Source organism: Pantoea sp. GbtcB22, assembly GCF_019091025.1.
Taxonomy (GTDB): domain Bacteria; phylum Pseudomonadota; class Gammaproteobacteria; order Enterobacterales; family Enterobacteriaceae; genus Pantoea; species Pantoea leporis.
On the sequence record NZ_JAGXKB010000005.1, the window covers coordinates 128,135 to 151,635 of the forward strand.

Consider the following 23,501-nt stretch of genomic DNA (forward strand, 5'->3'; position numbering starts at 1 on the left):
GAGAATCAACGAGAGGGTTCACCATGTCTGTAATTAAGATGACCGATCTGGATCTTGCTGGTAAACGCGTTCTGATCCGTGCCGATCTCAACGTGCCAGTGAAAGAAGGGAAAGTGACGTCAGATGCACGTATTCGTGCTTCTCTGCCTACCATCGAAGCAGCGTTGAAACAGGGCGCGAAAGTGATGGTTACCTCTCACCTGGGTCGTCCGACCGAAGGTGAATACAACGAAGAGTTTTCCCTGCTGCCGGTTGTTAACTACCTGAAAGATAAACTGAACGGCACCAACGTTACCCTGGCAAAAGATTACCTCGACGGCGTTGAAGTCGGCGCGGGTGAATTGGTTGTGCTGGAAAACGTGCGCTTTAACAAAGGCGAGAAAAAAGACGAAGAAGGGCTGTCGAAGAAATATGCCGCACTGTGCGACGTGTTCGTGATGGATGCCTTCGGCACCGCGCACCGCGCACAGGCTTCTACCCACGGCGTGGGCAAATTTGCCCCAATCGCATGTGCCGGTCCGCTGCTGTCAGCTGAGCTGGAAGCGCTGGGCAAAGTGATGAGTAATCCAGAGCGTCCGCTGGTTGCTGTGGTTGGCGGTTCTAAAGTGTCGACCAAATTTGATGTGCTGCAGTCGCTGGTGAAGATTGCTGACACCGTGATTGTCGGCGGCGGTATCGCGAATACCTTCGTGGCTATCGATAACAACGTCGGTAAATCACTGTATGAGCCAGACTTCGTCGAAGCGGCAAAAGGTCTGCGTGATCAGTTTGGTATCCCGGTTCCTACTGATTCTCGTGTAGGCACGGAATTCTCTGAAACTGCCCCGGCAACCGTGAAAAAGGTTTCCGAAGTGGCGGATAACGAAGAGATTATGGACTTCGGCGACGAAACCGCACAGGCGATGGCCGCGATTCTGAAAGGCGCGAAAACCATTCTGTGGAACGGTCCGGTTGGCGTGTTCGAGTTCCCGAACTTCCGTAAAGGTACCGAAATCGTGGCAAATGCTATCGCCGATAGCGATGCATTCTCAGTGGCAGGCGGCGGCGATACGCTGGCTGCAATCGATCTGTTCGGTATCGAAGATAAGATCTCTTACATCTCTACCGGCGGCGGCGCATTCCTCGAGTTCGTGGAAGGTAAAAAACTGCCAGCAGTTGCTATGCTGGAAGAGCGCGCGAAGCAGTAACTCTTTGGGGGCGACGCTTGGGCGTCGCCTGAAGGCTAGCCCTTTATGGGGCAAACAAATCGCAATCCCTTCGGGGATGAACGGTAACGAAACGGGACACAAACATGTCTAAAATTTTTGATTTCGTAAAACCCGGCGTTGTCACTGGTGACGACGTTCAGAAAATTTTCCAGGTAGCGAAAGAGAACAAATTCGCTCTGCCAGCAGTTAACTGCGTCGGCACGGATTCTATTAACGCGGTATTGGAAGCTGCGGCCAAAGTGAAAGCGCCGGTCATCGTTCAGTTCTCCAATGGTGGTGCTGCCTTCATCGCCGGTAAAGGTTTCAAAACCGACAAGCCGCAGGGCGCGGCTATCTTCGGCGCTATCGCGGGTGCATACCATGTGCATCTGATGGCTGAACAGTACGGTGTGCCAGTAATCCTGCATACCGACCACTGCGCCAAGAAACTGCTGCCGTGGATCGACGGTCTGCTGGACGCGGGTGAAGAGCACTTCAAGAAAACCGGTAAGCCGCTGTTCTCTTCTCACATGATCGACCTGTCTGAAGAGTCTCTGGAAGAGAACATCGAAATCTCTTCTAAGTATCTAGCGCGCATGGCCAAACTGGATATGACCCTGGAAATCGAACTGGGTTGTACCGGTGGCGAAGAAGACGGCGTGGACAACAGCCACATGGACGCTTCTGCGCTGTACACTCAGCCAGAAGACGTTGATTACGCTTACACCGAGCTGAGCAAAATCAGCCCACGTTTCACCATCGCCGCTTCATTCGGTAACGTGCACGGCGTGTACAAGCCAGGCAACGTGAAACTGACGCCGACTATCCTGCGTGATTCTCAGGAATACGTGACTAAAAAACACAACTTGCCGCATAACGCGCTGAACTTTGTGTTTCACGGTGGTTCAGGTTCTTCTGCTGCAGAAATCGAAGAGTCTATCGGCTACGGCGTGATCAAGATGAACATCGATACCGACACCCAATGGGCAACGTGGGACGGTATTCTGCAGTACTACAAAAAGAACGAAGACTATCTGCAAGGCCAGCTGGGTAACCCAAATGGTTCAGATAGCCCGAACAAGAAATATTACGATCCACGCGTGTGGCTGCGTTCTGCGCAGGCTTCAATGGTTGTTCGCCTGGAGCAGGCTTTCAAAGAGCTTAACGCTGTCGACGTACTGTAATTTTTCGGTACAGTACAAAAAAGGCCCGCAGGGGCCTTTTTTTATGCGTCTCATCCAGAAAATCCCACGAATTCAGGCCATTTTTGGCGCTTCGCCTTATTTTTGTTTACCCTTGTATTCGGAGTGTCGGAGTCAATCTGGCAGTTTTTGGCAATTTCCCGCGGGAAACTCAACAACAGGGCTAACAAATGGAAGATTTACATGTCGTTGATGGCATTAATAGTGCTGGTGGATGGCTGATACGTAATCAGGCGTTGATCCTGAGCTATGCGGTCAATATTGTGGCGGCGATTATTACCATCATCATTGGTATGTTCATTGCGCGCATCGTCTCCAATGCGATTAACCGCGTTCTGCTGGCGCGTCATATTGATGCCACTGTGGCAGATTTCCTTTCTGCAATGGTGCGCTACGGAATTATCGCTTTTACCGTCATTGCTGCACTGGGACGCGTTGGCGTACAAACCGCCTCAGTGATTGCCGTGCTGGGTGCTGCTGGCTTGGCGGTGGGTTTGGCGCTGCAAGGTTCGCTGTCCAACCTGGCTGCTGGCGTGCTGTTGGTGACCTTCCGCCCGTTCAAAACCGGTGAGTTTGTCGATCTCGGCGGCGTGATGGGTACCGTACAGAACGTGCAGATTTTCTCCACTACGCTGAAAAGCGCTGATGGCAAAATCGTGGTGGTACCCAACGGTAAAATTATCGCCGGCAATATCGTTAACTATTCACGTGAACCGATCCGTCGCAACGAGTTCATTATTGGTGTGGCTTACGATGCGGATGTCGATCAGGTTATTAGCCTGTTGCGTGAAGTGGTTGATGCGGACGAGCGCGTACTGCAAGACCTCGGCGTACAGATCGGCCTAAATGAACTGGCGGCTTCATCGCTCAACTTTGTGGTGCGTTGCTGGAGTAAAAGCAGCGATCTGCAAAACGTCTATTGGGATCTGATGAAGAACTTCAAACGTACGCTGGACGCGAACGGCATCGGTATTCCTTACCCGCAGATGGATGTGCATCTGCATCAGGTGAAGAGCGAGCAACAACAGCCTGCACGCAGCGAATAATAGAGAAGGGCACCTGCGGGTGCCTTTTTTATTACTCATTCTAATAGCCTATTAAATATTTCAATTTCCTCTAATATCTTCGCGTCACTATACTGCACCGCATCTCACCAGTTATTAAGGTTATTTCCGTGTTATCTGTTTATTTACAAGGGCTTGCCCTTGGTGCTGCGCTGATTTTGCCGTTAGGCCCGCAAAATGCTTTTGTGATGAATCAGGGCATTAAGCGCCATTACCACCTGATGACCGCATCGCTATGTACCCTTAGCGATATTGCGCTGATCTGTGGTGGGATTTTTGGCGGCAGCGCGTTGCTGAATCAATCGCCTCTCTTACTGATGCTGATCACTTGGGCGGGCGTGGCATTTTTGCTGTGGTACGGTTGGGGCGCGCTGCGCGCTGCATGGCAAGGTGATGTGTCGCTGGCATCTGATGCGGAGATAAAGCAAGGTCGCTGGCGCATCATCGCTACTATTCTGGCGGTGACCTGGCTCAATCCGCACGTCTATCTCGACACCTTTGTGGTGCTCGGCAGCCTCGGTAGCCAGCTTCCGTCTGAAGACGCGCGTCGTTGGTTTGCATTTGGCACCGTGAGTGCCTCAATTATCTGGTTCTTCGGCCTGGCGCTGCTGGCCGCGTGGCTGTCGCCGCGGCTGCGCACCGTGCGGGCGCAGCGCATTATCAATTTGCTGGTCGGCGGCGTGATGTGGTTTATCGCCATTCAGCTGGCGCGTCAGGGCATTGCTGCACTCTAATGCAGATGTAATCCGTACAGTGCGGGCAGCGCGCCCGCACTGGCGAGCAACTCCAGTCGAATCTGGCTAAAACTCACGCCTTCTGGCACCGCGTGATGACACAGCGAGTGATGATTTTCCGTCACGTCTGCCAAAAGCATCTCATCCAGCCATACGCGATAATGTGTGGTGCAGTGCGGCGTCACAGCCTGTGCGTGGCCCATTTGCACCGTTTCCATCGCATGGTCGAAGTCGTTGTCAAACAGCAAGGTAATGTGTTTCGCCTGCTGCGGTTCATTCCAATGCCAGCTGACGTTGGGATGCGTGTCATCCTGCGCCGGCACCCAGCAGTTAGTGTGCTGTTCCGGGCGCAGCTTGCCGTTGAGCAGATAGTCGCGGTGCCAAAGCTGCAGCGGCGTTTCCAGCGCAAAGGCCAGCAGGATTTGCTGTGGAGCCCGGCGCGGCAGCCAGAAATCAAACTCATCAACGCCGTAATCGCCATCGTTAATCTGGCGTGTGCGTTTCGCCACGCGCGGATTGAGACTGTTGAACACCATCATCACGCCCGGCAAACGCTGGCTGGTTAATGCAACCTCAATCGCAGCGTTCTCCTCAAAGGCGATAAATACATAGCGATCGCATTCGGCGCGATAATCAAAGCTCAGTCGATAAGTGCCTTGCTCAGTAACCGTGATACTTTGCGTGCTCAGTTGGCAGTCGCCGCAGGTATTGGCCGGATTAGCGCTGGTGAGCAGCGATACCTGTAATTTCTGCGCGTTGGCGGCACGCAGCTGCACGCTGATTGCCGGCAAGCGTTCGCCCGCTTTGAGCGGCAGCAGCAACGCACAGCGAGATTGCAGCGGCTGCCAACCGGCATCGGCGGGCAGGGCGCGCAACTCTAAGGTGCTGCTCACCGTAACATACGCCTCGCGCGCTGGGTTGGCCAACGGATGTCGCGGGATAAACGCACCCTGACGCAGCAGATGCTGCTGCAGCTGCCCAACGCGCTCAGGCTGCGCCAGTTCGGCGGGCGTGATCTGCTGTTGCTGGCACAGCGCCGCCGCGCGGCCCACCACTTCGCCCAGCACGCCGCAGGTGCACATGACGCGTGCGCTGCCAAAGGCGACGTGCGTAGCGGAGATCAGTCGGCCGGTGAGCAGCTGATTGTCCAGCGACTGGCTGTAGAGCGCGCGGAAGGGAATGGTGTAAGTCCCTTTGCTGTGGAACTGACGACAGCCATCGTGTTCGCTGTAGACGCCGTCGGCCGGATGCAGATCAATCGACCAGCCACCATACGCCACCGCATCGTAGTGGTCGCGTTGTTCGATGATGTCCTGCTGGCACAGCATCGTCTCGCCGAGAAAACGCCGGCTCTCGCGCTTGCCGGGAATCAGGCCCACCCATTCGATGGTGAGGTTATCGGCATCGGAAAATTCGCCGGAGTTTTTGATGTAATCCCACACGCCCCAGACAATTTTCCACAGTTCCCACTTGATGGTTTCGCTCTCATGCACGGTATCGAGCCGTCCGCCCCATTCCAGCCACCATAAATCGCAGCCGTTCAGCTCTGAACTTAGCCGTTTATAGCGCGGAATGGCGGTGATCTCTTTTAGTGCGAAAGAGGGCGCAACGAAGCGTACCGGTTGTGCCGTGCGCTTGGTGTAGAAGTAAATGGAATGACCGAGCTTGTGGCCGAAATTCTCGCCCGGCGCCATCTTCTCGCCAAACTCCTCCACGGATTCCGCGCCCACGCGATGCGCCGCACCGGCCAGATAGCCCAATACGCCATCGCCGCTGGCATCGATAAACTGTGTAGCCGAAACCTGATAACGCGTTTGATTAATGGCGTTGAACGCCTGCACTGACAGCAAGCGGCGGCCAGATTTTTCGATATCGGTCACCACCGTATTGAGCAGCAAAGTCAGGCCGGGCTGCGCCTGTACGATGTCCAGCAGCACCATATCGAACAGTACCGGATTGCCCTCTTTATTGCGCCACAGGTTCTCCTCCATGATCTCGCCCATGATGCCGCCTTCGCGCGCCCAGCGATTGTTATTGCCCATGTGTGAGGTCGCACCGTTGGCCCACAAGCGCACTTCGCTGGAAGCGTTACCGCCCAGCACCGGGCGATCCTGAATCAGCACCACATCCAGGCCATCGCGCGCGGCGGCCAGCGCGGCACACACGCCCGCCAGTCCACCGCCGACGATCAGTAACTCCGCTTGTAGTCGTTGTTGCGGAAAGTGGCGCTCATTTTGCGTAGAGAAAGTTTGCATCATTTCATTCCTCTGACTCTAAGGCTAAGATTGGAGTTTGCCCGCCGCAGGTGATCTATGTCTTCTCAACCGAACCAAAGCCTGATTGACGGTATTCGCTGTCTGCAATATCTGGTGTCCAGTGACAAGGCCGTGGGTTGCCGTGAACTGGCGCGCCAGATGGGGATGAACAGCACGCGTGTGAATCGACTGCTGATGACCATGGCGTCGATTGGACTGACGACGCAGGATGAGCATCGACGCTATCTGCCTGGCCCCGGTATTCACGCGCTGGCGGCACAGGCGATTCGCGGATCTTCGCTGTTCGCGCAGGCGTTGCCGCAGCTGGAACGCCACGCGCCGCGCGATATCGTGGTGGCGCTGGGCGTGTTGTGGGAGGATCAGGTGATCTACATCTGGCACTCGGAACCCGGTGAACGCATTAACGCCAGCCAGGCGCTGGCCGGTTTCCGCATGCTGCCCGCGTGGCAATCGGTGATTGGCGTGTCGTTGCTGGCGGCGGAAAGTGACGAGGCGCTGCGCCCGCGTTTTAGCGAAGAACAGTGGCTGCAAATCGCGCCGCTGCTGGCGCGTAAGCGTGCTGAGGGTTACCTGATCTGGCACCGCGATGATGGCGAAATCAGTATGGCGCAGCCGATTGATCACAATCGCGCGGCATTGGCGTTCGCCAAAATCTGGCAGGACGATGAGGCGCACCTCGCGCAGCGCCTGCAACAGTTGCAATCGCTGGCGCAAACCGTGTTCACCCCGCGCTAACATGATCGATTTTCCCGACAATAAACAGGTAACTGCAGATGCCAATCGCGGCCAGCACGGCGATAAATGCCAGGGCTGGCGCGAAGTTATCGCCGTCGATTAACGCACCAATGGCAATCGGCACCACGATGGATGACAGCGCACCGGTAAAGTTAAATACCCCGCCCGCCAGACCAATCAAGTGGCGCGGCGCCAACGCCGTGACAAACACCCAGGTAATGGTCGCCAGGCCGTTGCCGAAGAACGCCAGCGACATAAACAGAATAATCAGCGTGGAGTCGTTGGTGTAATTGGCGCCAAGGATAAACAGCGTCAGGAACAGGCCGAGAATCACCGGTAGCTTGCGCGCCACGCTGGCGGAGATACCGCGACGTATCATGCGATCTGAGGCAAATCCGGCCAGCAGCACGCCACAGAAGGCGGCGAAGTAGGGCACCGAAGCAACATAGCCGCTCTTGATGAAGCCCATGTGGCGATACTCCACCAGATACGTCGGGAACCAGGTGAGGAAGAACCAGAAGGTGGCGGAAATGGTGAACTGGCCAATGTAGATGCCGACCAATTTACGACTGCGGAACATCTGCGCCAAATCGCCCCAGCGCGCTACGGGCTGCTGCGAATTTTGTCGACTCTCCAGCAACGCACCGTTGTCACGCAAATAGCTGAGCTCAGCTTTTGACACGCCTTGATGCTGATTCGGCTCGCGGTAGAGCCAATACCACACCAGCGCCCAAATCATCCCCGCAAGTCCGGTGATCAAAAACAGTCCGCGCCAGCCAAAAGCATCCTGCAGATGAAACAGCAGCGGCGTCATACACGCCAGGCCGACAAACTGCGCTGAGGAGTAAATACCGATCGCACTGGCGCGCTCTTGCTCCGGGAACCAGCTAGAGATCACCCGGTTGTTCGAGGGCATCACCGGCGCTTCAAAAGCGCCGACGCCGAGCCGCAGACCAAATAGCGCGCCAAAGCTGTTGGCAAGCGCGTGCAGCGCGGTGATCAGCGACCAGGCAAATAAACCGACGCCATAAACGACGCGCGCACCAAGGCGATCGATGAGGAAGCCGCCGGGAATCTGTAGCGCAGCGTAGATCCAGCCAAAGGCGGAAAAGATCAATCCCATCTCCATGGGCGAGAAGCGCAATTCGCCAGCCATTGCCGTAGCGGCAACCGACAGGTTAGTGCGATCCATATAGTTGATAATGATGTTAATAAACACCAGACCGAGCATCAGAAAGCGCGTGCGTCCCGCGCGAGCGCTGGCAACGGTTTGGCTAAGTGGCTGTTCTGTCATTGGCAACTCTCCCGAACTCAGAGGTGTTTCTTTAATAGAAACGAATAAGTGTTTTATTGGCGAATCCGTACAGCTAAATTTGCGATCGCGGCTACGTTAAAAAGGAGATTGCTCGAACTTTTGAGCCGTTTACTAATCAGATAAGCACACATGTTAATGTGTTTTGGGTTTAGCCATAATGGCGACCTGCAAATTGAATCCCTCAAGGAGGACTTTCGTGAAACTGAAAGCACTGGCGCTGGCCGCCGTAATGAGCACGGGCGCACTGTCCGGTTTAGTTCAGGCAGGCGAATTGCCAAATGGACCGCATGTGGTGACTTCTGGACAGGCAAGCGTTGATGCCACGCCAGATCTCGCGACGCTCGCGATTGTGGTGAATGTTTCGTCGAAAGACGCGGCAGAAGCGAAGAAACAAGCTGATGATCGCGTGGCGCAATATTTCGATTTCCTGCAAAAGAACGGTATCGAGAAAAAAGATATTGATGCGGCAAACCTCAGCACGCAGCCAGAGTACGATTACACCAAAGAAGGTAAGTCGGTACTGAAAGGCTATCGTGCCGAGCGTCAGGTACAGGTAACGCTGCGCCAGCTGGACAAACTCAACGAGCTGTTGGATGGCGCGTTAAAATCTGGCCTGAATGAAATTCGTTCGGTCGAGTTAGGTGTGGCGAATCCGGACAGCTACAAAGAGAAGGCGCGTAAAGTGGCCATCGCTAATGCTACGCAACAGGCTAACGCGCTGGCAGAAGGGTTTAACGCTAAGTTAGGTTCGGTTTACAGCATCCGCTATCACGTTGCGAACTATCAACCGATGCCGATGGCGCGCATGTATAAGGCCGCCGCAGTACAAGCTGATACCACCGCGCAGCAAACTTACGAGCAGCAGAGCATTCACTTTGACGATCAGGTGGATGTCGTCTTTGAAATCAAACCAAACACGCCGTAAGGTTTGATATCAGGTCGCCATGAAGGGCGACCTGATCTTTACGCGGGCAACACATCCTGACGCAGCACGCGATGTCCGTGCGCAATCAGCGCGTCGGTCACGCTGCGCATTAAACGACTTTCCGGCGCAAACCGGTGCCAGTACAGCATACGACGCTGATACAGGCCTGGCGTCAAATCCACCAGTTCACCTTGCGCTAACTCGCGCTCAATCTGCAGATGCGGAATCATACAGCACACCGAACCCTGACGCGCCAGCTGCACAAAGGCTTCTGACGAGTTAACGATGTGGCAAGGCACGCTGCCCGGCGACAGGTCAAAGTTCTGCTGTAAAAACGCCTGATGCATATCGTCCAGATGATCAAATGCCACCGCCGGCGCTTTCAGCAGCGCAGAGCGTGTTACGCCGTTCGGGAAATAGCGAGCAGCAAAATCAGGTGAGGCGCAGAACAGATAATCGAGCGCACCCAGTTGATCCACCAGACAGCTTGGCAGCGGCTGCGGCTGAATACTCACCGCGCCGACCACTTCACCGCGACGTAGGCGTTCCTGCGTGCGGGTTTCATCTTCCACCTGCAAATTCAGGCGCACTGGCGAATCGGCCAGCACGTCTTTCAGCGCGGGCAGCAGCCAGGTGGCCAGGCTGTCGGCGTTGACCGCCAGCGACAGCAACAGCGGCGTGGTTCCACCGTTATCATCACCCAGCCACTCCTCTTCCAGCAGTTCAACCTGATGCAACAACGCCAGTAACTTTTGTCCCTGCTCGGTCGGACGCGGCGGCACGGTGCGCACCAGCAGCGGCTGACCAAATAAATTTTCCAGCTGTTTAATACGCTGCGAAACCGCCGATTGGGTAATGCAGAGTTTTTGTGCCGCACGCTCAAAGCCGCGCTCGCGAATCACAGCATCCAGCGCCTGAAGCGTTCGATAATCCGGGCGTTTCATTGTTGTTCTCTCTCGTTCAGGGTGGACATTACTATGCCATAAAACTGTCAAATTGTGCTGCGGCGCATTTTTGCGGGCTGGCTTCCAAAGCGTTAAATCGGCTGTCTAACAGTCGCGCTTTTTTACAGCGCCTTGTTTTATACTACGCGCACTTCGATGTCGCACAGGTTTTAAACATACCATGACCCAGGATGAACTGAAAAAAGCGGTAGGTTGGGCAGCTCTGCAGTACGTAGAGCCCGGCACTATTGTCGGCGTAGGCACGGGTTCAACGGCGGCGCATTTTATTGATGCACTCGGCACCATGAAGAATCAGATTGAAGGTGCGGTTTCCAGCTCGGAAGCCTCAACGGAGAAACTGAAAGCGCTGGGCATTCACATCTTCGATCTCAACGAAATTGATGAGCTGTCGGTGTATGTTGATGGCGCCGATGAGATCAATCCGCAGATGCAGATGATCAAAGGCGGTGGCGCAGCGCTGACGCGTGAGAAAATCGTTGCGGCGGTGGCGAAGAAATTTGTCTGCATTGCCGATGCATCGAAAGAAGTTGATGTGCTGGGCCATTTCCCGCTGCCGGTTGAAGTGATTCCGATGGCGCGTTCGTATGTGGCGCGTGAACTGGTCAAACTCGGCGGCTTGCCTGAGTATCGCCAGAACGTCATTACCGACAACGGCAACATTATTCTCGACGTGCATAATCTGCGTATTCTCGATCCCATTGAGCTGGAAAAAACCATTAATGCGCTGCCGGGCGTAGTGACCGTTGGCCTGTTTGCGGGACGTGGTGCGGACGTCGCACTGATTGGTACCGCAGAAGGCGTGAAAACCATCGTAAAATGATCTGTCCGGCGCGCGTAATGCGCCGGTTATTTCCATCCGCAAAACATCTTTTCTCACCAGGCTGAAATTTGGTGACTTATGTCACAAAAGATTCATCAGCAGTAAGTTCGTACTTCGTCCATTAAGGATGTCACGATTTTGTACGGCATTGTGCTGTCTCCGCGTGGGCGCGTGCTGGCTCCCAGGCAATCGTTTGTATTGCTGCGCACGAAATTTTTGATATTTTGACAGAAGGCTACCTTATGGTAGTCCTCATTGAATTCTGAATAGGGTCGGGAAATGGCAAAGGTATCACTGGAAAAAGACAAGATTAAGTTCCTGCTGGTGGAAGGCGTTCACCAGAGTGCGCTGGAAAACCTGCGTGCAGCAGGCTACACCAACATCGAGTTTCACAAAGGGGCGCTGGATGCGGAGTCGCTGAAATCCTCCATCCGCGATGCGCACTTCATTGGTATCCGTTCCCGTACCCAACTGACTGAAGAGATCTTTGCTGCCGCAGAAAAGCTGGTAGCAGTCGGCTGCTTCTGTATCGGTACTAACCAGGTTGATCTCGCGGCAGCGGCGAAACGCGGTGTGCCGGTGTTCAACGCGCCGTTCTCCAACACCCGTTCTGTTGCAGAGCTGGTGATTGGCGAAATGCTGCTGATGCTGCGTGGCATTCCGGAAGCCAACGCCAAAGCGCACCGTGGCATCTGGAATAAAGTCGCCAACGGTTCGTTTGAAGCTCGCGGCAAGAAACTGGGCATCATCGGTTACGGCCACATCGGCATGCAGCTGGGTGTACTGGCAGAAAGCCTCGGTATGCACGTGTTCTTCTACGATATCGAAAGCAAGCTGCCGCTGGGTAACGCCACTCAGGTGCGTCATCTCTCCGATCTGCTCAACATGAGCGACGTGGTCAGCCTGCACGTTCCTGAAACGCCATCCACTCAGAACATGATTGGCGCGGAAGAGCTGGCGCTGATGAAGCCGGGTGCGCTGCTGATCAACGCCGCGCGCGGTACCGTGATCGATATTCCGGCGCTGTGTGATGCCCTGGCGAATAAACATCTGTCCGGTGCCGCTATCGACGTCTTCCCGGTCGAGCCTGCGACTAACAGCGATCCGTTTAACTCACCGCTGTGCGAGTTCGATAACGTGATCCTGACGCCGCACATTGGTGGTTCAACGCAGGAAGCGCAGGAAAACATCGGTATCGAAGTGGCTGGCAAGCTGGCGAAATACTCCGACAACGGTTCTACGCTGTCTGCGGTTAACTTCCCGGAAGTCTCACTGCCGATGCATGCGGCAAGTGCTAGCCGTCTGCTGCACATCCATGAAAACCGTCCGGGTGTGCTGACCGCCATTAACCAGATTTTTGCCGAGCAGGGCATCAACATCGCCGCGCAGTATCTGCAAACCACGCCGATTATGGGCTACGTGGTGATCGATATTGATGCTGAGCAGGATGCAGCGGATAAAGCGCTGCAGGCGATGAAGGCGATTCCGGGCACCATCCGCGCCCGTCTGCTGTACTGATTAAACAGGGCGCCATTGGCGCCCTTTGTTTTTCCTGCTCACGCTTCCCACTGCCACAGTTTCGATGGCGTCAGTATCGCGGGGAGCGGCACATCCCAGGCGGCAACCGGCAATGCTTCTACGCGCTGACAATCATGTGCGATGCCCACCGGAAGAAAACCATGCTGCTGCCAGTTTTGCAGCGTGCGATCGTAGAATCCGCCACCCATTCCCAAACGTTGGCCAGCATAGTCAAACGCCACCAGCGGCACCAGCATCACATCCAGCTGATCCAGCGTGGCCAGTTGCGTGATATCCAGCGGCGGTTCCGGGATGTGAAGTTTATTTGGCGCGAGTGGCGTTTCTGGCGTGTAACGGATAAACAGCAGATTGCCCGGCGAGAAGGGATGAAGCACCGGTAAATAAACCTGCTTTTTTTGCTGCCAAAGTTTGGCGATCAGTGGGCGGGTGTTGATCTCTCCATCGACAGATAAAAACAGCGCAATGCGTTGGGCATTAGCGATCGGCGCAATGTTGATGGCGTGTTCAGCCAACTGATCGGCGGCTTGTTCCTGTTGCTCAGACGTGAGATTACGGCGCAAATGGCGCACATGCTGACGGATGTCTTGACGGTCGAGAAGGGAGGGCGCTGGCATGATATCTATATCCCCGGAATAATCGCTTCTTAAAAGCGATTATATCATGCGAACCGGGGAAACAGACTTGCTACTAAATGGAGATCTCCGAGATGCCGCCGCAGGCTGTAACCCTTGAACCCTTGGTTCAAGGTGAACATGCCGTCACAACTATTAGGCTTCTCGGACGGACCGAGCATGCGCACAAATTGTGGAGCGTCACATTCTGTTGGTATGAAATATCGGCTCAGGGGACTGGCCCGCTTGCAAACATCTCAGAGAAAATTTACTTCACCGTCACTCTAGTATGAGGACCATGAAGCTTTATTCAAAATTAGGGCCCTGGCGGTCAGTTATGCGACCTTGCTCTACTAACGCTTGTTCAATGGTCTGCTGCAGCATGCGGATACGTTGTTCCATGTTTGCTGCATAGTCGCGCGTCTTACCTTTCTCTTGTGCCAACTCGTGGCAGATGTTTAACGCGGCGATGAACACCAGTTGCTCTGTATTGGTGACTCTAGTGCGAACTTTTAAATCTTGCAACCGTTGATTGAGATCCTCTGCGGCCAGATTCAGCGCATCTTGCTGTTCAGGCGGGCAATTCACTCTTAACGAACGACCAAAAATTTGAATATCTACTGGTTGTGCAGACATGCCACCATCCTAACTGATTACTTCGATCGCATCTCCCTTACCGGTCAATGGGTTGGGAGGTGCGAAACTATATATACCCGAGTTATAAGTTACAACCCCTTTTCTGGAAACCCAGAGGCACCTGGTGGTAGCATAACACGAACTTATTCTGCCAACGACGACCAAAGCTTATGTCTTTACAGAACGCAACGCCGAGTTACAACGCGCTGGCCGCGGCCCTTTCACAGCAGGGCGTGGGCATGACGCCAGCCGAAATGCATGGTCTCCTTTCCGGGATTCTGTGCGGCGGCAATCAGGATACCAGCTGGAAAACCATGGTTCACGATCTCACCAACGAAGGCATGGCATTTTCGCAGAGCCTGTCTCAGCCGCTGCAGGCGCTGCATGAAAGCCTGGCGACCACGTTGGAAGACGAAGGTTTTATGTTCCAGCTGATGTTGCCGGAAGACGATGACATCACGGTATTCGATCGCGCGGATGCTCTGGCCGGTTGGGTAAACCACTTCCTGCTCGGTTTGGGTGTCACGCAGCCGAAGCTGGAGAAAGTGACCGGCGAAACTGGCGAAGCGATTGACGATCTGCGCACCATCGCACAACTTGGCTATGACGAAGATGAAGATCAGGAAGAGCTGGAGCAGTCACTCGAAGAGGTGATTGAGTACGTGCGCGTTGCCGCTCTGCTGTGCCACGACACCTTCACGCGTCCGCATCAGCCAACGGCACCAGAAGTACAGAAACCTACGCTACATTAAGCGCGTCAATGCGGGTGCGTTGTGGCCCGTCTTCAACAGGGAGTGCAAACATGATTACCTTGGATACGTTTCAACAACGTCGTCAGGCGCTGATTGCCCGCATGGCGCCAGGCAGTGCGGCGTTAATTTTTGCTGCACCTGAAGTGACGCGCAGCAACGACACCGAATACAGCTTTCGTCAAAACAGCGACTTCTGGTACTTCACCGGTTTTAATGAACCGCAGGCGCTGCTGGTCTTAATCAAAAGTGATGATAAGCACAATCACAGTGTGCTGTTCAATCGCGTGCGTAACCTGACGGCCGAAATCTGGTTTGGTCGCCGCCTTGGCCAGGATGCCGCACCGGCGAAACTGGGAGTCGATCGCGCTTTGCCGTGGGATGACCTCGGCGAGCAGCTGCATCAACTGCTTAACGGCCTGGATGTGGTTTACCACGCGCAGGGCGAATACGCAGAAGCCGATCAGCTGGTGTTCAGCGCGCTGGACAAACTGCGTCGCGGCTTCCGTCAAAACCTTAGCGCGCCCGACACAGTTACCGACTGGCGTCCGTGGGTGCACGACATGCGCCTGTTCAAAAGCGCAGAAGAGATTGAGATTCTGCGCCGCGCCGGAAAAATCAGCGCGCTGGCGCACACGCGAGCGATGCAAGCCTGTCGTCCGGGCATGTTCGAATATCAGCTGGAAGGCGAAATTCATCACGAATTCAATCGCCACGGCGCGCGTTTCCCCTCGTACAACACCATTGTCGGTTCGGGCGAAAACGGCTGTATTCTGCACTACACCGAAAACGAATCGGAAATGCGCGATGGCGACTTAGTGCTGATTGACGCAGGCTGTGAATTCCACGGCTACGCGGGCGATATCACCCGCACCTTCCCGGTCAACGGCACCTTCAGCGAGCCGCAGCGCGCCATCTACGACATCGTGCTGGCTTCGCTCTACAAAGCGTTGTCGATGTTCCGTCCGGGCATCAGCATCCATGACGTTAACGACGAGGTGGTGCGCATAATGATTACCGGCCTGGTCGATCTCGGCATTCTGGATGGCAACATCGATACGCTGTTTGAAGAGCAGGCGCATCGTCCGTTCTTCATGCACGGTTTGAGTCACTGGCTGGGGCTGGATGTGCACGATGTCGGCCATTATGGCACGCCAAGCCGCGACCGCGTGCTAGAGCCGGGCATGGTGCTGACGGTTGAGCCTGGCTTGTATATCGCGCCAGATGCCAAAGTACCGCCACAATATCGCGGCATTGGCATTCGCATCGAAGATGACATCGTCATCACCGCCGACGGCAACGAAAATCTCACCGACAGCGTAGTCAAAGACGCTGACGCGATTGAAGCCTTGATGGCGGCGGCACGTCACGCATGAGCATTTTGATTGCCGGCGGCGGCATGACCGGTGCGACTCTGGCGCTGGCGATTTCACATCTGACGCAAGGCCAACTGCCGGTTACCCTGATTGAGCGCAGCCAGCCCGACAGCCGCGCACATCCTGGCTTTGACGGACGCGCGATTGCCCTGGCTGCTGGCACCTGTCAGCAGTTAGCGGATATCGATCTGTGGCGCTCGCTGGCCGATTGCGCCACGCCCATCACCGATATTCACGTTTCCGATCGCGGTCATACCGGCTTTGTTTCGCTTAAAGCGCAAGATCATCAGTTGCCTGCGCTCGGTCAGGTGGTTGAACTGTTTGATGTCGGCCAGCGGCTGTTTCAACGCCTGCAAAAAGCGTCAGGCGTCACGCTGCGCTGCCCGGATCATGTAACTTCGGTAGCGCGTACGGCGGATAATGTGCAGGTGATGTTGAACAGCGGCGAACAGCTGGCAGGCGCATTACTGGTGGCCGCCGACGGTTCGCGTTCACCTTTAGGCGCGTCCTGCGGTATCACCTGGCAACGCGACGATTATCAGCAGTTGGCGGTTATCGCCAACGTGTCGACGCAGTTGCCGCATCAGGGCCGCGCCTTTGAGCGCTTTACCGAATACGGCCCGCTGGCGCTGTTGCCGATGTCCGGCAACCGCATGTCGCTGGTGTGGTGCCACCCGCTTGAGGCGCAAGCAACGATTAAGCAGTGGGATGATGCGACCTTCCTGCAAGAACTGCAACGCGCATTCGGCTGGCGTCTGGGGCGCTTCACGCATACCGGTCAACGCGAGCATTATCCGCTGGCGCTGCAAACCGCTGAACGTCAGGTGACACATCGTCTGGCGCTGGTGGGCAACGCGGCGCAAACGCTGCATCCAATCGCCGGACAAGGCTTCAACCTGGGTCTGCGTGATGTGATGTCGCTGGCGGAAACGCTGGCAGGCGCATATCGTCAGCAGAAAGATCCCGGCAGTTTCGCGGTATTACAGCATTTTGCCGCGCGACGTCAGCCCGATCGTGCCGCCACTGTTGGCGTCACTGACGGTTTAGTCCGACTGTTTGCTAACCGCTATGCGCCGTTGGTAGCAGGACGAAATCTTGGGCTGGTGGCGATGGACCATCTGCCTTGGCTACGAAATCCACTTGCCGCGCGCACGCTCGGCTGGGTTAAGCGTTAAGCACGAATTAAGGGGCAGCAATGCAAACTTTTGATGTGGCAATTGCCGGAGGCGGCATGGTGGGTTTGGCCGTCGCCTGCGGACTCCAAGGCAGCGGCTTACGCGTTGCCGTGCTGGAAAAAGCACCCGAGCCACAGTTTGATCCGGCGGCCAATGCGTCGATTCGCGTCTCCGCCATCAACGCTGCCAGTGAACGTCTGCTGCAAAAGCTCGATGTCTGGTCGAGCATTCTGGCGCTGCGCGCCAGCGCCTATCACGGCATGGAAGTTTGGGATCAGGACAGCTTTGGCTCAATCAGCTTTGATGACGAGCAGCAGGGTTTATCGCATCTTGGCCATATTATTGAAAACGAAGTGATTCATAGCGCGTTGTGGCAGCGCGCCAGTCAGAGTAGCGATATCACGCTGTTTGCCCCGGCGCAGCTGCAGCAAGTGGCGTTTGGCGACAACGAAGCCTTCATTACGTTGCAGGATGGCAGCATGATGAGCGCACGTTTGCTGGTGGCGGCCGACGGCGCCAATTCGTGGCTGCGCGATAAAGCGGATATCCCGCTGACTTTCTGGGATTACGAGCATCACGCGCTGGTGGCGAACATCCGCACCGATATGCCGCATGATGCGATTGCGCGTCAGGTGTTTCACGGCGACGGTATTCTGGCGTTCCTGCCGATGCAGGATCCACACTTATGCTCGATCGTCTGGTCGCTCGCGCCACAGGAAGCGGCACGCTTGCAATCGATGCCGGAAGCGCTATTTAATCAGCAGCTGTCGGTGGCGTTTGATATGCGTCTTGGCTTGTGTCAGGTCGAGAGTGAACGTAAAACCTTCCCGTTGACGGCACGTTATGCGCGTAACTTTGCCGCGCACCGTTTGGCGCTGGTCGGCGATGCCGCCCACACCATCCATCCGCTGGCCGGGCAGGGCGTAAATCTCGGCTTTATGGATGCGGCTGAATTAATTGGTGAAATTCGTCGATTGCATCAGGAAGGCAAAGACATTGGTCAGCATCTCTATCTGCGTCGCTATGAGCGCAGCCGCAAGCACAGTGCGGCGATGATGCTGGCGGGGATGCAGGGTTTCCGCGAGCTGTTTGCTGGCACCCATCCCGCGAAAAAGCTGCTGCGTGATGTTGGCCTCAAGCTCGCCGACACGTTACCTGGCGTTAAACCGCTGATGCTGAAACAGGCGATGGGGCTTAACGATCTACCCAGATGGATACGCTAATCATCTCAGCTAATGGCGCCCAATTGGGCGCCGTTTTTCTTTGCTGCACCCCAATGATGCAGCGATGCACCGCGATCGCGCCTCGTTTGATTTATTCTAATTTGACGCCTTAATTCGCATTAGATTAATTCATGTCATAGCCCTGCGCATGCCGGACCATTTCTTAATCCTGTGGCGTGTATTCCCTCAATTTGCTGCATGAAAGTAATTTAGTCGTATTTTGTGCGAGGCTAATCACAATAATGCAGTGATTTATGCTGGGCGTTGTTCGATGATTTGATGAAAGGTGGTAGTGTTTCGCCCTCGTTTTCCTCATGGTTAATTGCCACATTAGGTGATAACTTCAGCACAAAGAGAACGTTTGCGTCAGCCTCATTAGGCGACGCAGGCGCGTCACACTCACTTGTCTTCACAGGATGGTTATGACTCAGCAAACGCCTCTATTCGAACAGCATCAGGCAAGCGGTGCACGCATGGTGGACTTCCACGGTTGGATGATGCCGCTGCATTACGGCTCGCAAATGGATGAGCATCACGCGGTGCGTAACGATGCCGGCATGTTTGATGTTTCCCACATGACCATCGTCGATTTGCGCGGCGCACGTACCCGCGAATTCCTGCGCTATCTGCTGGCAAACGATGTCGCCAAGCTCACCCAGCCGGGCAAAGCCCTGTATACCGGCATGTTGAATGCCTCTGCTGGCGTCATTGATGATTTGATTGTTTACTTTATGAGCGAAGATTTCTTCCGTCTGGTGGTGAACTCCGCTACGCGAGAGAAAGATCTAGCCTGGATTAAACAGCATGCGCAGCCGTTTGGCGTTGAGCTGACCGAACGTGACGATCTGGCGCTGATTGCGGTGCAAGGTCCAAACGCGCAGCAGAAAGCACAAACGCTGTTGAGCGCCGCTCAGCGTGATGCCGTTGCCGGCATGAAACCCTTCTTTGGCGTGCAGGCCGAAAACCTGTTTATCGCTACCACCGGCTACACCGGCGAAGCGGGTTATGAGATTGCCATGCCAGCGACTGAAGCCGCCGCTTTCTGGCAGCAGCTGTTGGCCGCAGGCGTTAAACCGGCTGGACTCGGTGCGCGTGACACGCTGCGTCTGGAAGCGGGCATGAACCTGTACGGTCAGGAGATGGATGAGGGCGTTTCGCCGCTCGCCGCCAATATGGGCTGGACCATCAGCTGGGAACCTGCCGATCGCGATTTCATTGGCCGTGATGCCCTGCAAGCGCAGCGCGAGCACGGAACCGAAAAGCTGGTTGGCCTGGTGATGACCGAAAAAGGGGTGCTGCGTAACGGGTTAACGGTGCGCTTCACCGATCAACAAGGTCAGCCGCAGCAAGGTATTATTACCAGTGGTTCCTTCTCACCAACCCTGGGTTACAGCATCGCGCTGGCGCGTGTGCCAGCCGGCATTGGTGAGCAGGCGATTGTGGAAATCCGCAACCGTGAAATGCCAGTGAAAGTCACCAAACCGATTTTTGTTCGCGCCGGTAAGCCGGTTGCCCAGTAATTTTTTTTCAGGAGAAATGGCCAATGAGCAATGTGCCAAATGAATTGAAATACCGCGATAGCCACGAATGGGTCCGTAAAGAAGCCGACGGCACCTTCACTGTGGGTATCACCGAACACGCACAGGAACTGCTGGGCGATATGGTGTTTGTCGATCTGCCAGACGTCGGTGCCACCTTCTCGGCCGGTGATGACTGCGCCGTTGCGGAGTCGGTAAAAGCGGCTTCAGACATCTACGCGCCACTGAGCGGTGAGATTGTGGCGGTGAACGACAATCTGGGCGATTCGCCAGAGCTGGTCAACAGCGCGCCGTACGCCGATGGTTGGCTGTTCCGCATCAAAGCCAGCGACGAATCAGAACTCGACGCGATGCTTGATGCCGATGCCTATAAAGCCGCAATCGACGAGTAACCGGTAGTGGCAGAAGGTGGCGCGCTGCGTCACCTTCTTTTTTATCTGCCTGATTTAACGCCATTTTTGTAACCCAGCCCGATTCAGGATTTACTGCAAATGACCCAGACTCTCAGCCAGCTTGAACACAACGGTGCTTTCATTGAGCGCCACATCGGTCCTACGCCGGAACAACAGGCCTTAATGCTGGAAGCGATTGGTGCCAGTTCGCTCTCCTCATTGATCAGTTCTATTGTGCCTGCCGACATCCAACTGCCAGGCCCGCCTGCAGTAGGCATTGCGGCGACCGAGCAGCAAGCGCTGGCAGAGCTGAAAGCCATTGCCAGTCAGAACCAACGCTATAAATCCTGGATCGGCATGGGCTACAGTGCGGTGATCACGCCGCCCGTCATCCTGCGCAATATGCTGGAAAATCCAGGCTGGTACACCGCGTATACGCCGTATCAGCCAGAAGTGTCGCAGGGCCGCCTTGAGGCGCTGCTTAACTTCCAAACTCTGACGCTGGATCTGACCGGTCTGGACATCGCATCCGCATCACTGCTGGACGAAGCGACCGCTGCTGCCGAAGCAATGGCGATGGCCAGGCGCGTTAGCAAACTGAAAACCGCCACCAAATTCTTCATCGCCGATGACATCCATCCACAGACGCTGGATGTGGTGCGCACCCGCGCAGAAACCTTTGGTTTTGAACTGATTATTGATCGTGCTGACAAGGCGCTGGATCACGATGATCTGTTCGGCGTGTTGCTGCAACAGGTGGGTACGCACGGTGAAGTGCACGATTACCGCTCACTGATTGCCGAGCTGAAAAGCCGCAAAGTGGTGGTGAGCGTAGCCGCAGATTTCATGGCGCTGGTGCAGCTAGAGGCGCCAGGCAAGCAGGGCGCAGATATCGTCTTTGGTTCTGCCCAGCGTTTCGGCGTGCCGATGGGTTACGGCGGACCACACGCCGCGTTCTTCGCCAGCCGCGACGAGCACAAACGCTCGATGCCTGGTCGCATTATTGGTGTATCGCGCGATGCCGCCGGGAACACCGCGCTGCGTATGGCGATGCAAACCCGCGAGCAACATATTCGTCGTGAGAAAGCCAACTCCAACATCTGTACATCGCAGGTGCTGCTGGCGAATATCGCCGGTCTCTACGCGGTGTATCACGGTCCGGTTGGCCTGAAACGCATTGCCTCACGTATTCACCGTCTGACCAGCATTCTGGCCGCGGGCCTGCAAAACGGTGGCCTGAAGCTGCGCCACCACAGCTGGTTCGATACGCTGACGGTTGAAGTGGCCGATAAAGCGGCGGTGCTGAACCGCGCGCAGAGCTTCGGCGTCAACCTGCGCAGCGATATCCACAATGCGGTTGGCATTACGCTGGATGAAACCACCGCACGTGAAGATGTGCTGGCGCTGTTCGCCATTCTGCTGGGCGATGCGCACGGCCAGGACATTGATGCGCTGGATGCCGCTGTTGCTGCGGAAAACAGCGCGATTCCGGCTGGTCAGGTGCGTGAAAGCGCTTTCCTGACGCACCCGGTGTTCAACCGCCATCACAGTGAAACTGAGATGATGCGCTACATGCACAGCCTGGAGAAAAAGGATCTGGCGCTGAACCAGGCGATGATCCCACTCGGTTCGTGCACCATGAAACTTAACGCCGCGGCGGAGATGATTCCAATCACCTGGCCGGAATTTGCCGAACTGCATCCATTCTGCCCGGCTGAGCAGGCGTCGGGTTATCTGCAGATGATTGGCCAGCTGTCGCAATGGCTGGTGCAGTTGACCGGCTACGATGCGCTGTGCATGCAGCCCAACTCGGGTGCGCAGGGCGAATACGCCGGCCTGCTGGCGATTCGTCGTTATCACGAAAGTCGTAACGAAGGCGGCCGTAATGTTTGCCTGATCCCGAGCTCGGCGCACGGCACCAATCCGGCATCGGCGCAGATGGCGGGCATGTCAGTTGTGGTGGTGGCGTGTGATAAACAAGGCAACATCGATCTTGGCGATCTGCGTGAGAAAGCCGCGCAGGTGGGTGAGCAGCTGTCGTGCATCATGGTGACCTATCCGTCAACACACGGCGTTTATGAAGAAACCATCCGCGAGGTGTGCCAGATCGTGCATCAGCACGGCGGCCAGGTGTATCTCGACGGCGCCAACATGAATGCGCAGGTCGGTATCACCACGCCAGGTTATATCGGCGCGGATGTATCGCACCTTAACCTGCACAAAACCTTCTGTATCCCGCACGGCGGTGGCGGTCCGGGTATGGGCCCAATCGGCGTGAAAGCGCATCTTGCACCGTTCGTGCCAGGTCACAGCGTGGTGCAAATTGATGGCGTGCTGACACAGCAGGGCGCGGTATCTGCCGCACCGTTTGGTAGCGCATCGATTTTGCCAATCAGCTGGATGTATATCCGTATGATGGGCGCAGAAGGTCTGAAGCAAGCGAGTTCGGTGGCGATCCTGAACGCCAACTACATTGCCAGCCGTCTGCAATCGGCCTATCCGATTCTGTATGCCGGCCGCGATGGCCGCGTGGCGCACGAATGTATTCTCGACATTCGTCCGCTGAAAGAGCAGACCGGTATCAGCGAGCTGGATATTGCTAAGCGTCTGATCGATTACGGTTTCCACGCACCAACGATGTCATTCCCGGTTGCGGGTACGCTGATGGTTGAACCCACGGAATCGGAAAGCAAAATCGAGCTGGATCGCTTTATCGATGCGATGCTGGCTATTCGCATGGAAATCGATCGCGTTGCCGATGGCGAATGGCCGCTGGAAGATAACCCGCTGGTGAACGCACCGCACACGCAGACAGAAATCGTTGGCGACTGGGCGCATCCGTATACCCGTGAGCTGGCCGTATTCCCGGCCGGTAGCGCCAATAAATACTGGCCGACGGTGAAACGTCTGGATGATGTATTTGGCGATCGCAATGTCTTCTGTTCGTGTGTACCAATGAGCGAATACCAATAATTTAGCCGTCATACTTTGAGCCACAGCGGCGTTGGCTGCATCTCAAATTCGTTAAGCTAAATTTAC

Annotated in this window: 20 protein-coding genes and 1 other RNA gene; 15 read left to right on the forward strand and 6 right to left on the reverse strand. The window is 55.6% G+C overall.

The window, feature by feature from the left end; all coding sequences use genetic code 11:
- Positions 1–23 precede the first annotated feature (23 nt).
- The 4 genes from pgk to argO all read left to right on the forward strand — a co-directional run bounded on the left by pgk (position 24) and on the right by argO (position 4,187).
- The gene (gene pgk / locus KVT28_RS16895) at positions 24–1,187 is read left to right on the forward strand and encodes a phosphoglycerate kinase (protein WP_101761937.1); all 1,164 of its coding nucleotides are present in this window, start codon (positions 24–26) and stop codon (positions 1,185–1,187) included.
- Positions 1,188–1,291: 104 nt separating this feature from the next.
- Positions 1,292–2,371, forward strand: a complete 1,080-nt coding sequence (gene fbaA, locus KVT28_RS16900) for a class II fructose-bisphosphate aldolase (protein ID WP_101761938.1) — start codon at positions 1,292–1,294, stop codon at positions 2,369–2,371.
- A gap of 188 nt (positions 2,372–2,559) precedes the next feature.
- A complete protein-coding gene (gene mscS, locus KVT28_RS16905; RefSeq protein ID WP_101761939.1) occupies positions 2,560–3,435 on the forward strand; it encodes a small-conductance mechanosensitive channel MscS in 876 nt (291 codons plus the stop codon).
- Positions 3,436–3,563: 128 nt separating this feature from the next.
- A complete protein-coding gene (argO, locus tag KVT28_RS16910) occupies positions 3,564–4,187 on the forward strand; it encodes an arginine exporter ArgO (RefSeq protein ID WP_110868000.1) in 624 nt (207 codons plus the stop codon).
- Here the strand turns inward: argO and KVT28_RS16915 are convergent.
- Positions 4,184–6,445 carry an FAD-dependent oxidoreductase gene (locus tag KVT28_RS16915; RefSeq protein WP_217549404.1) on the reverse strand — a complete coding sequence of 754 codons (2,262 nt, stop codon included), beginning with the start codon at positions 6,443–6,445 and terminating at the stop codon, positions 4,184–4,186. The genes argO and KVT28_RS16915 overlap by 4 nt on opposite strands.
- 54 nt (positions 6,446–6,499) lie before the next feature.
- Between KVT28_RS16915 and KVT28_RS16920 the strand changes: the two genes are divergently transcribed.
- Positions 6,500–7,198 carry a transcriptional regulator gene (locus KVT28_RS16920; RefSeq protein ID WP_101761942.1) on the forward strand — a complete coding sequence of 233 codons (699 nt, stop codon included), beginning with the start codon at positions 6,500–6,502 and terminating at the stop codon, positions 7,196–7,198.
- On the opposite strand, the gene KVT28_RS16925 is transcribed toward KVT28_RS16920, so the two are convergent.
- A complete protein-coding gene (locus KVT28_RS16925; RefSeq protein ID WP_217549406.1) occupies positions 7,185–8,492 on the reverse strand; it encodes an MFS transporter in 1,308 nt (435 codons plus the stop codon). The two genes, KVT28_RS16920 and KVT28_RS16925, sit on opposite strands and share 14 nt — an antisense overlap.
- A 217-nt stretch (positions 8,493–8,709) precedes the next feature.
- Between KVT28_RS16925 and KVT28_RS16930 the strand changes: the two genes are divergently transcribed.
- Positions 8,710–9,438: an oxidative stress defense protein gene (locus tag KVT28_RS16930; RefSeq protein WP_101761944.1), complete on the forward strand. Its 729-nt coding sequence runs from the start codon at positions 8,710–8,712 to the stop codon at positions 9,436–9,438.
- Between the two features lie 38 nt (positions 9,439–9,476).
- Here KVT28_RS16930 and KVT28_RS16935 read toward each other — a convergent pair whose 3' ends face one another.
- On the reverse strand, positions 9,477–10,382 hold the full coding sequence (locus KVT28_RS16935) for a LysR family transcriptional regulator ArgP (RefSeq protein WP_007890292.1): 906 nt from the start codon (positions 10,380–10,382) through the stop codon (positions 9,477–9,479).
- 181 nt (positions 10,383–10,563) lie between these two features.
- Between KVT28_RS16935 and rpiA the strand changes: the two genes are divergently transcribed.
- Complete coding sequence (gene rpiA, locus KVT28_RS16940; RefSeq protein WP_110867997.1) at positions 10,564–11,223, forward strand: ribose-5-phosphate isomerase RpiA; 660 nt, start codon at positions 10,564–10,566, stop codon at positions 11,221–11,223.
- Between the two features lie 279 nt (positions 11,224–11,502).
- Positions 11,503–12,741: a phosphoglycerate dehydrogenase gene (gene serA / locus KVT28_RS16945; protein WP_110867996.1), complete on the forward strand. Its 1,239-nt coding sequence runs from the start codon at positions 11,503–11,505 to the stop codon at positions 12,739–12,741.
- A gap of 38 nt (positions 12,742–12,779) precedes the next feature.
- Here serA and KVT28_RS16950 read toward each other — a convergent pair whose 3' ends face one another.
- The 3 genes from KVT28_RS16950 to zapA form a co-directional block, all read right to left on the reverse strand.
- Positions 12,780–13,376 (reverse strand): 5-formyltetrahydrofolate cyclo-ligase, encoded by a 597-nt coding sequence (locus KVT28_RS16950; protein WP_101761947.1) that lies wholly within the window; start codon positions 13,374–13,376, stop codon positions 12,780–12,782.
- 80 nt (positions 13,377–13,456) lie between these two features.
- A non-coding RNA gene (gene ssrS, locus KVT28_RS16955) (6S RNA) lies at positions 13,457–13,640 on the reverse strand.
- 39 nt (positions 13,641–13,679) lie between these two features.
- Positions 13,680–14,009, reverse strand: coding sequence for a cell division protein ZapA (gene zapA / locus KVT28_RS16960; RefSeq protein ID WP_007890288.1), 330 nt, complete (start codon positions 14,007–14,009; stop codon positions 13,680–13,682).
- Positions 14,010–14,179: 170 nt separating this feature from the next.
- Here zapA and KVT28_RS16965 point away from each other — a divergent pair, with 170 nt between their 5' ends.
- The 7 genes from KVT28_RS16965 (at position 14,180) to gcvP (ending at position 23,435) form a co-directional block, all read left to right on the forward strand.
- Positions 14,180–14,761, forward strand: coding sequence for a YecA family protein (locus tag KVT28_RS16965; protein ID WP_101761948.1), 582 nt, complete (start codon positions 14,180–14,182; stop codon positions 14,759–14,761).
- Positions 14,762–14,811: 50 nt separating this feature from the next.
- Positions 14,812–16,134: a Xaa-Pro aminopeptidase gene (gene pepP, locus KVT28_RS16970; RefSeq protein WP_217549408.1), complete on the forward strand. Its 1,323-nt coding sequence runs from the start codon at positions 14,812–14,814 to the stop codon at positions 16,132–16,134.
- Entirely contained in the window at positions 16,131–17,309 is a 1,179-nt protein-coding gene (ubiH, locus tag KVT28_RS16975) for a 2-octaprenyl-6-methoxyphenyl hydroxylase (RefSeq protein WP_217549410.1), read from the forward strand. Before pepP ends, ubiH begins: the two co-directional genes overlap by 4 nt.
- A 20-nt stretch (positions 17,310–17,329) precedes the next feature.
- Positions 17,330–18,532 carry an FAD-dependent 2-octaprenylphenol hydroxylase gene (ubiI, locus tag KVT28_RS16980; RefSeq protein ID WP_101761951.1) on the forward strand — a complete coding sequence of 401 codons (1,203 nt, stop codon included), beginning with the start codon at positions 17,330–17,332 and terminating at the stop codon, positions 18,530–18,532.
- A gap of 422 nt (positions 18,533–18,954) precedes the next feature.
- Positions 18,955–20,052, forward strand: a complete 1,098-nt coding sequence (gcvT, locus tag KVT28_RS16985) for a glycine cleavage system aminomethyltransferase GcvT (protein ID WP_217549411.1) — start codon at positions 18,955–18,957, stop codon at positions 20,050–20,052.
- Between the two features lie 23 nt (positions 20,053–20,075).
- Complete coding sequence (gcvH, locus tag KVT28_RS16990; RefSeq protein ID WP_101761953.1) at positions 20,076–20,462, forward strand: glycine cleavage system protein GcvH; 387 nt, start codon at positions 20,076–20,078, stop codon at positions 20,460–20,462.
- 99 nt (positions 20,463–20,561) lie between these two features.
- Entirely contained in the window at positions 20,562–23,435 is a 2,874-nt protein-coding gene (gene gcvP, locus KVT28_RS16995) for an aminomethyl-transferring glycine dehydrogenase (RefSeq protein WP_217549413.1), read from the forward strand.
- The last annotated feature ends 66 nt before the right edge of the window (positions 23,436–23,501 follow it).

Bases quoted from the DNA above. Each gene is read 5' to 3' on its own strand.
- pgk (WP_101761937.1), top strand. From the start codon at position 24: ATGTCTGTAATTAAGATGACCGATCTGGATCTTGCTGGTAAACGCGTT.
- fbaA (WP_101761938.1), top strand. From the start codon at position 1,292: ATGTCTAAAATTTTTGATTTCGTAAAACCCGGCGTTGTCACTGGTGAC.
- mscS (WP_101761939.1), top strand. From the start codon at position 2,560: ATGGAAGATTTACATGTCGTTGATGGCATTAATAGTGCTGGTGGATGG.
- KVT28_RS16915 (WP_217549404.1), bottom strand. From the start codon at position 6,445: ATGATGCAAACTTTCTCTACGCAAAATGAGCGCCACTTTCCGCAACAA.
- KVT28_RS16920 (WP_101761942.1), top strand. From the start codon at position 6,500: ATGTCTTCTCAACCGAACCAAAGCCTGATTGACGGTATTCGCTGTCTG.
- KVT28_RS16925 (WP_217549406.1), bottom strand. From the start codon at position 8,492: ATGACAGAACAGCCACTTAGCCAAACCGTTGCCAGCGCTCGCGCGGGA.
- KVT28_RS16935 (WP_007890292.1), bottom strand. From the start codon at position 10,382: ATGAAACGCCCGGATTATCGAACGCTTCAGGCGCTGGATGCTGTGATT.
- rpiA (WP_110867997.1), top strand. From the start codon at position 10,564: ATGACCCAGGATGAACTGAAAAAAGCGGTAGGTTGGGCAGCTCTGCAG.
- serA (WP_110867996.1), top strand. From the start codon at position 11,503: ATGGCAAAGGTATCACTGGAAAAAGACAAGATTAAGTTCCTGCTGGTG.
- KVT28_RS16950 (WP_101761947.1), bottom strand. From the start codon at position 13,376: ATGCCAGCGCCCTCCCTTCTCGACCGTCAAGACATCCGTCAGCATGTG.
- zapA (WP_007890288.1), bottom strand. From the start codon at position 14,009: ATGTCTGCACAACCAGTAGATATTCAAATTTTTGGTCGTTCGTTAAGA.
- KVT28_RS16965 (WP_101761948.1), top strand. From the start codon at position 14,180: ATGTCTTTACAGAACGCAACGCCGAGTTACAACGCGCTGGCCGCGGCC.
- pepP (WP_217549408.1), top strand. From the start codon at position 14,812: ATGATTACCTTGGATACGTTTCAACAACGTCGTCAGGCGCTGATTGCC.
- ubiH (WP_217549410.1), top strand. From the start codon at position 16,131: ATGAGCATTTTGATTGCCGGCGGCGGCATGACCGGTGCGACTCTGGCG.
- ubiI (WP_101761951.1), top strand. From the start codon at position 17,330: ATGCAAACTTTTGATGTGGCAATTGCCGGAGGCGGCATGGTGGGTTTG.
- gcvT (WP_217549411.1), top strand. From the start codon at position 18,955: ATGACTCAGCAAACGCCTCTATTCGAACAGCATCAGGCAAGCGGTGCA.
- gcvH (WP_101761953.1), top strand. From the start codon at position 20,076: ATGAGCAATGTGCCAAATGAATTGAAATACCGCGATAGCCACGAATGG.
- gcvP (WP_217549413.1), top strand. From the start codon at position 20,562: ATGACCCAGACTCTCAGCCAGCTTGAACACAACGGTGCTTTCATTGAG.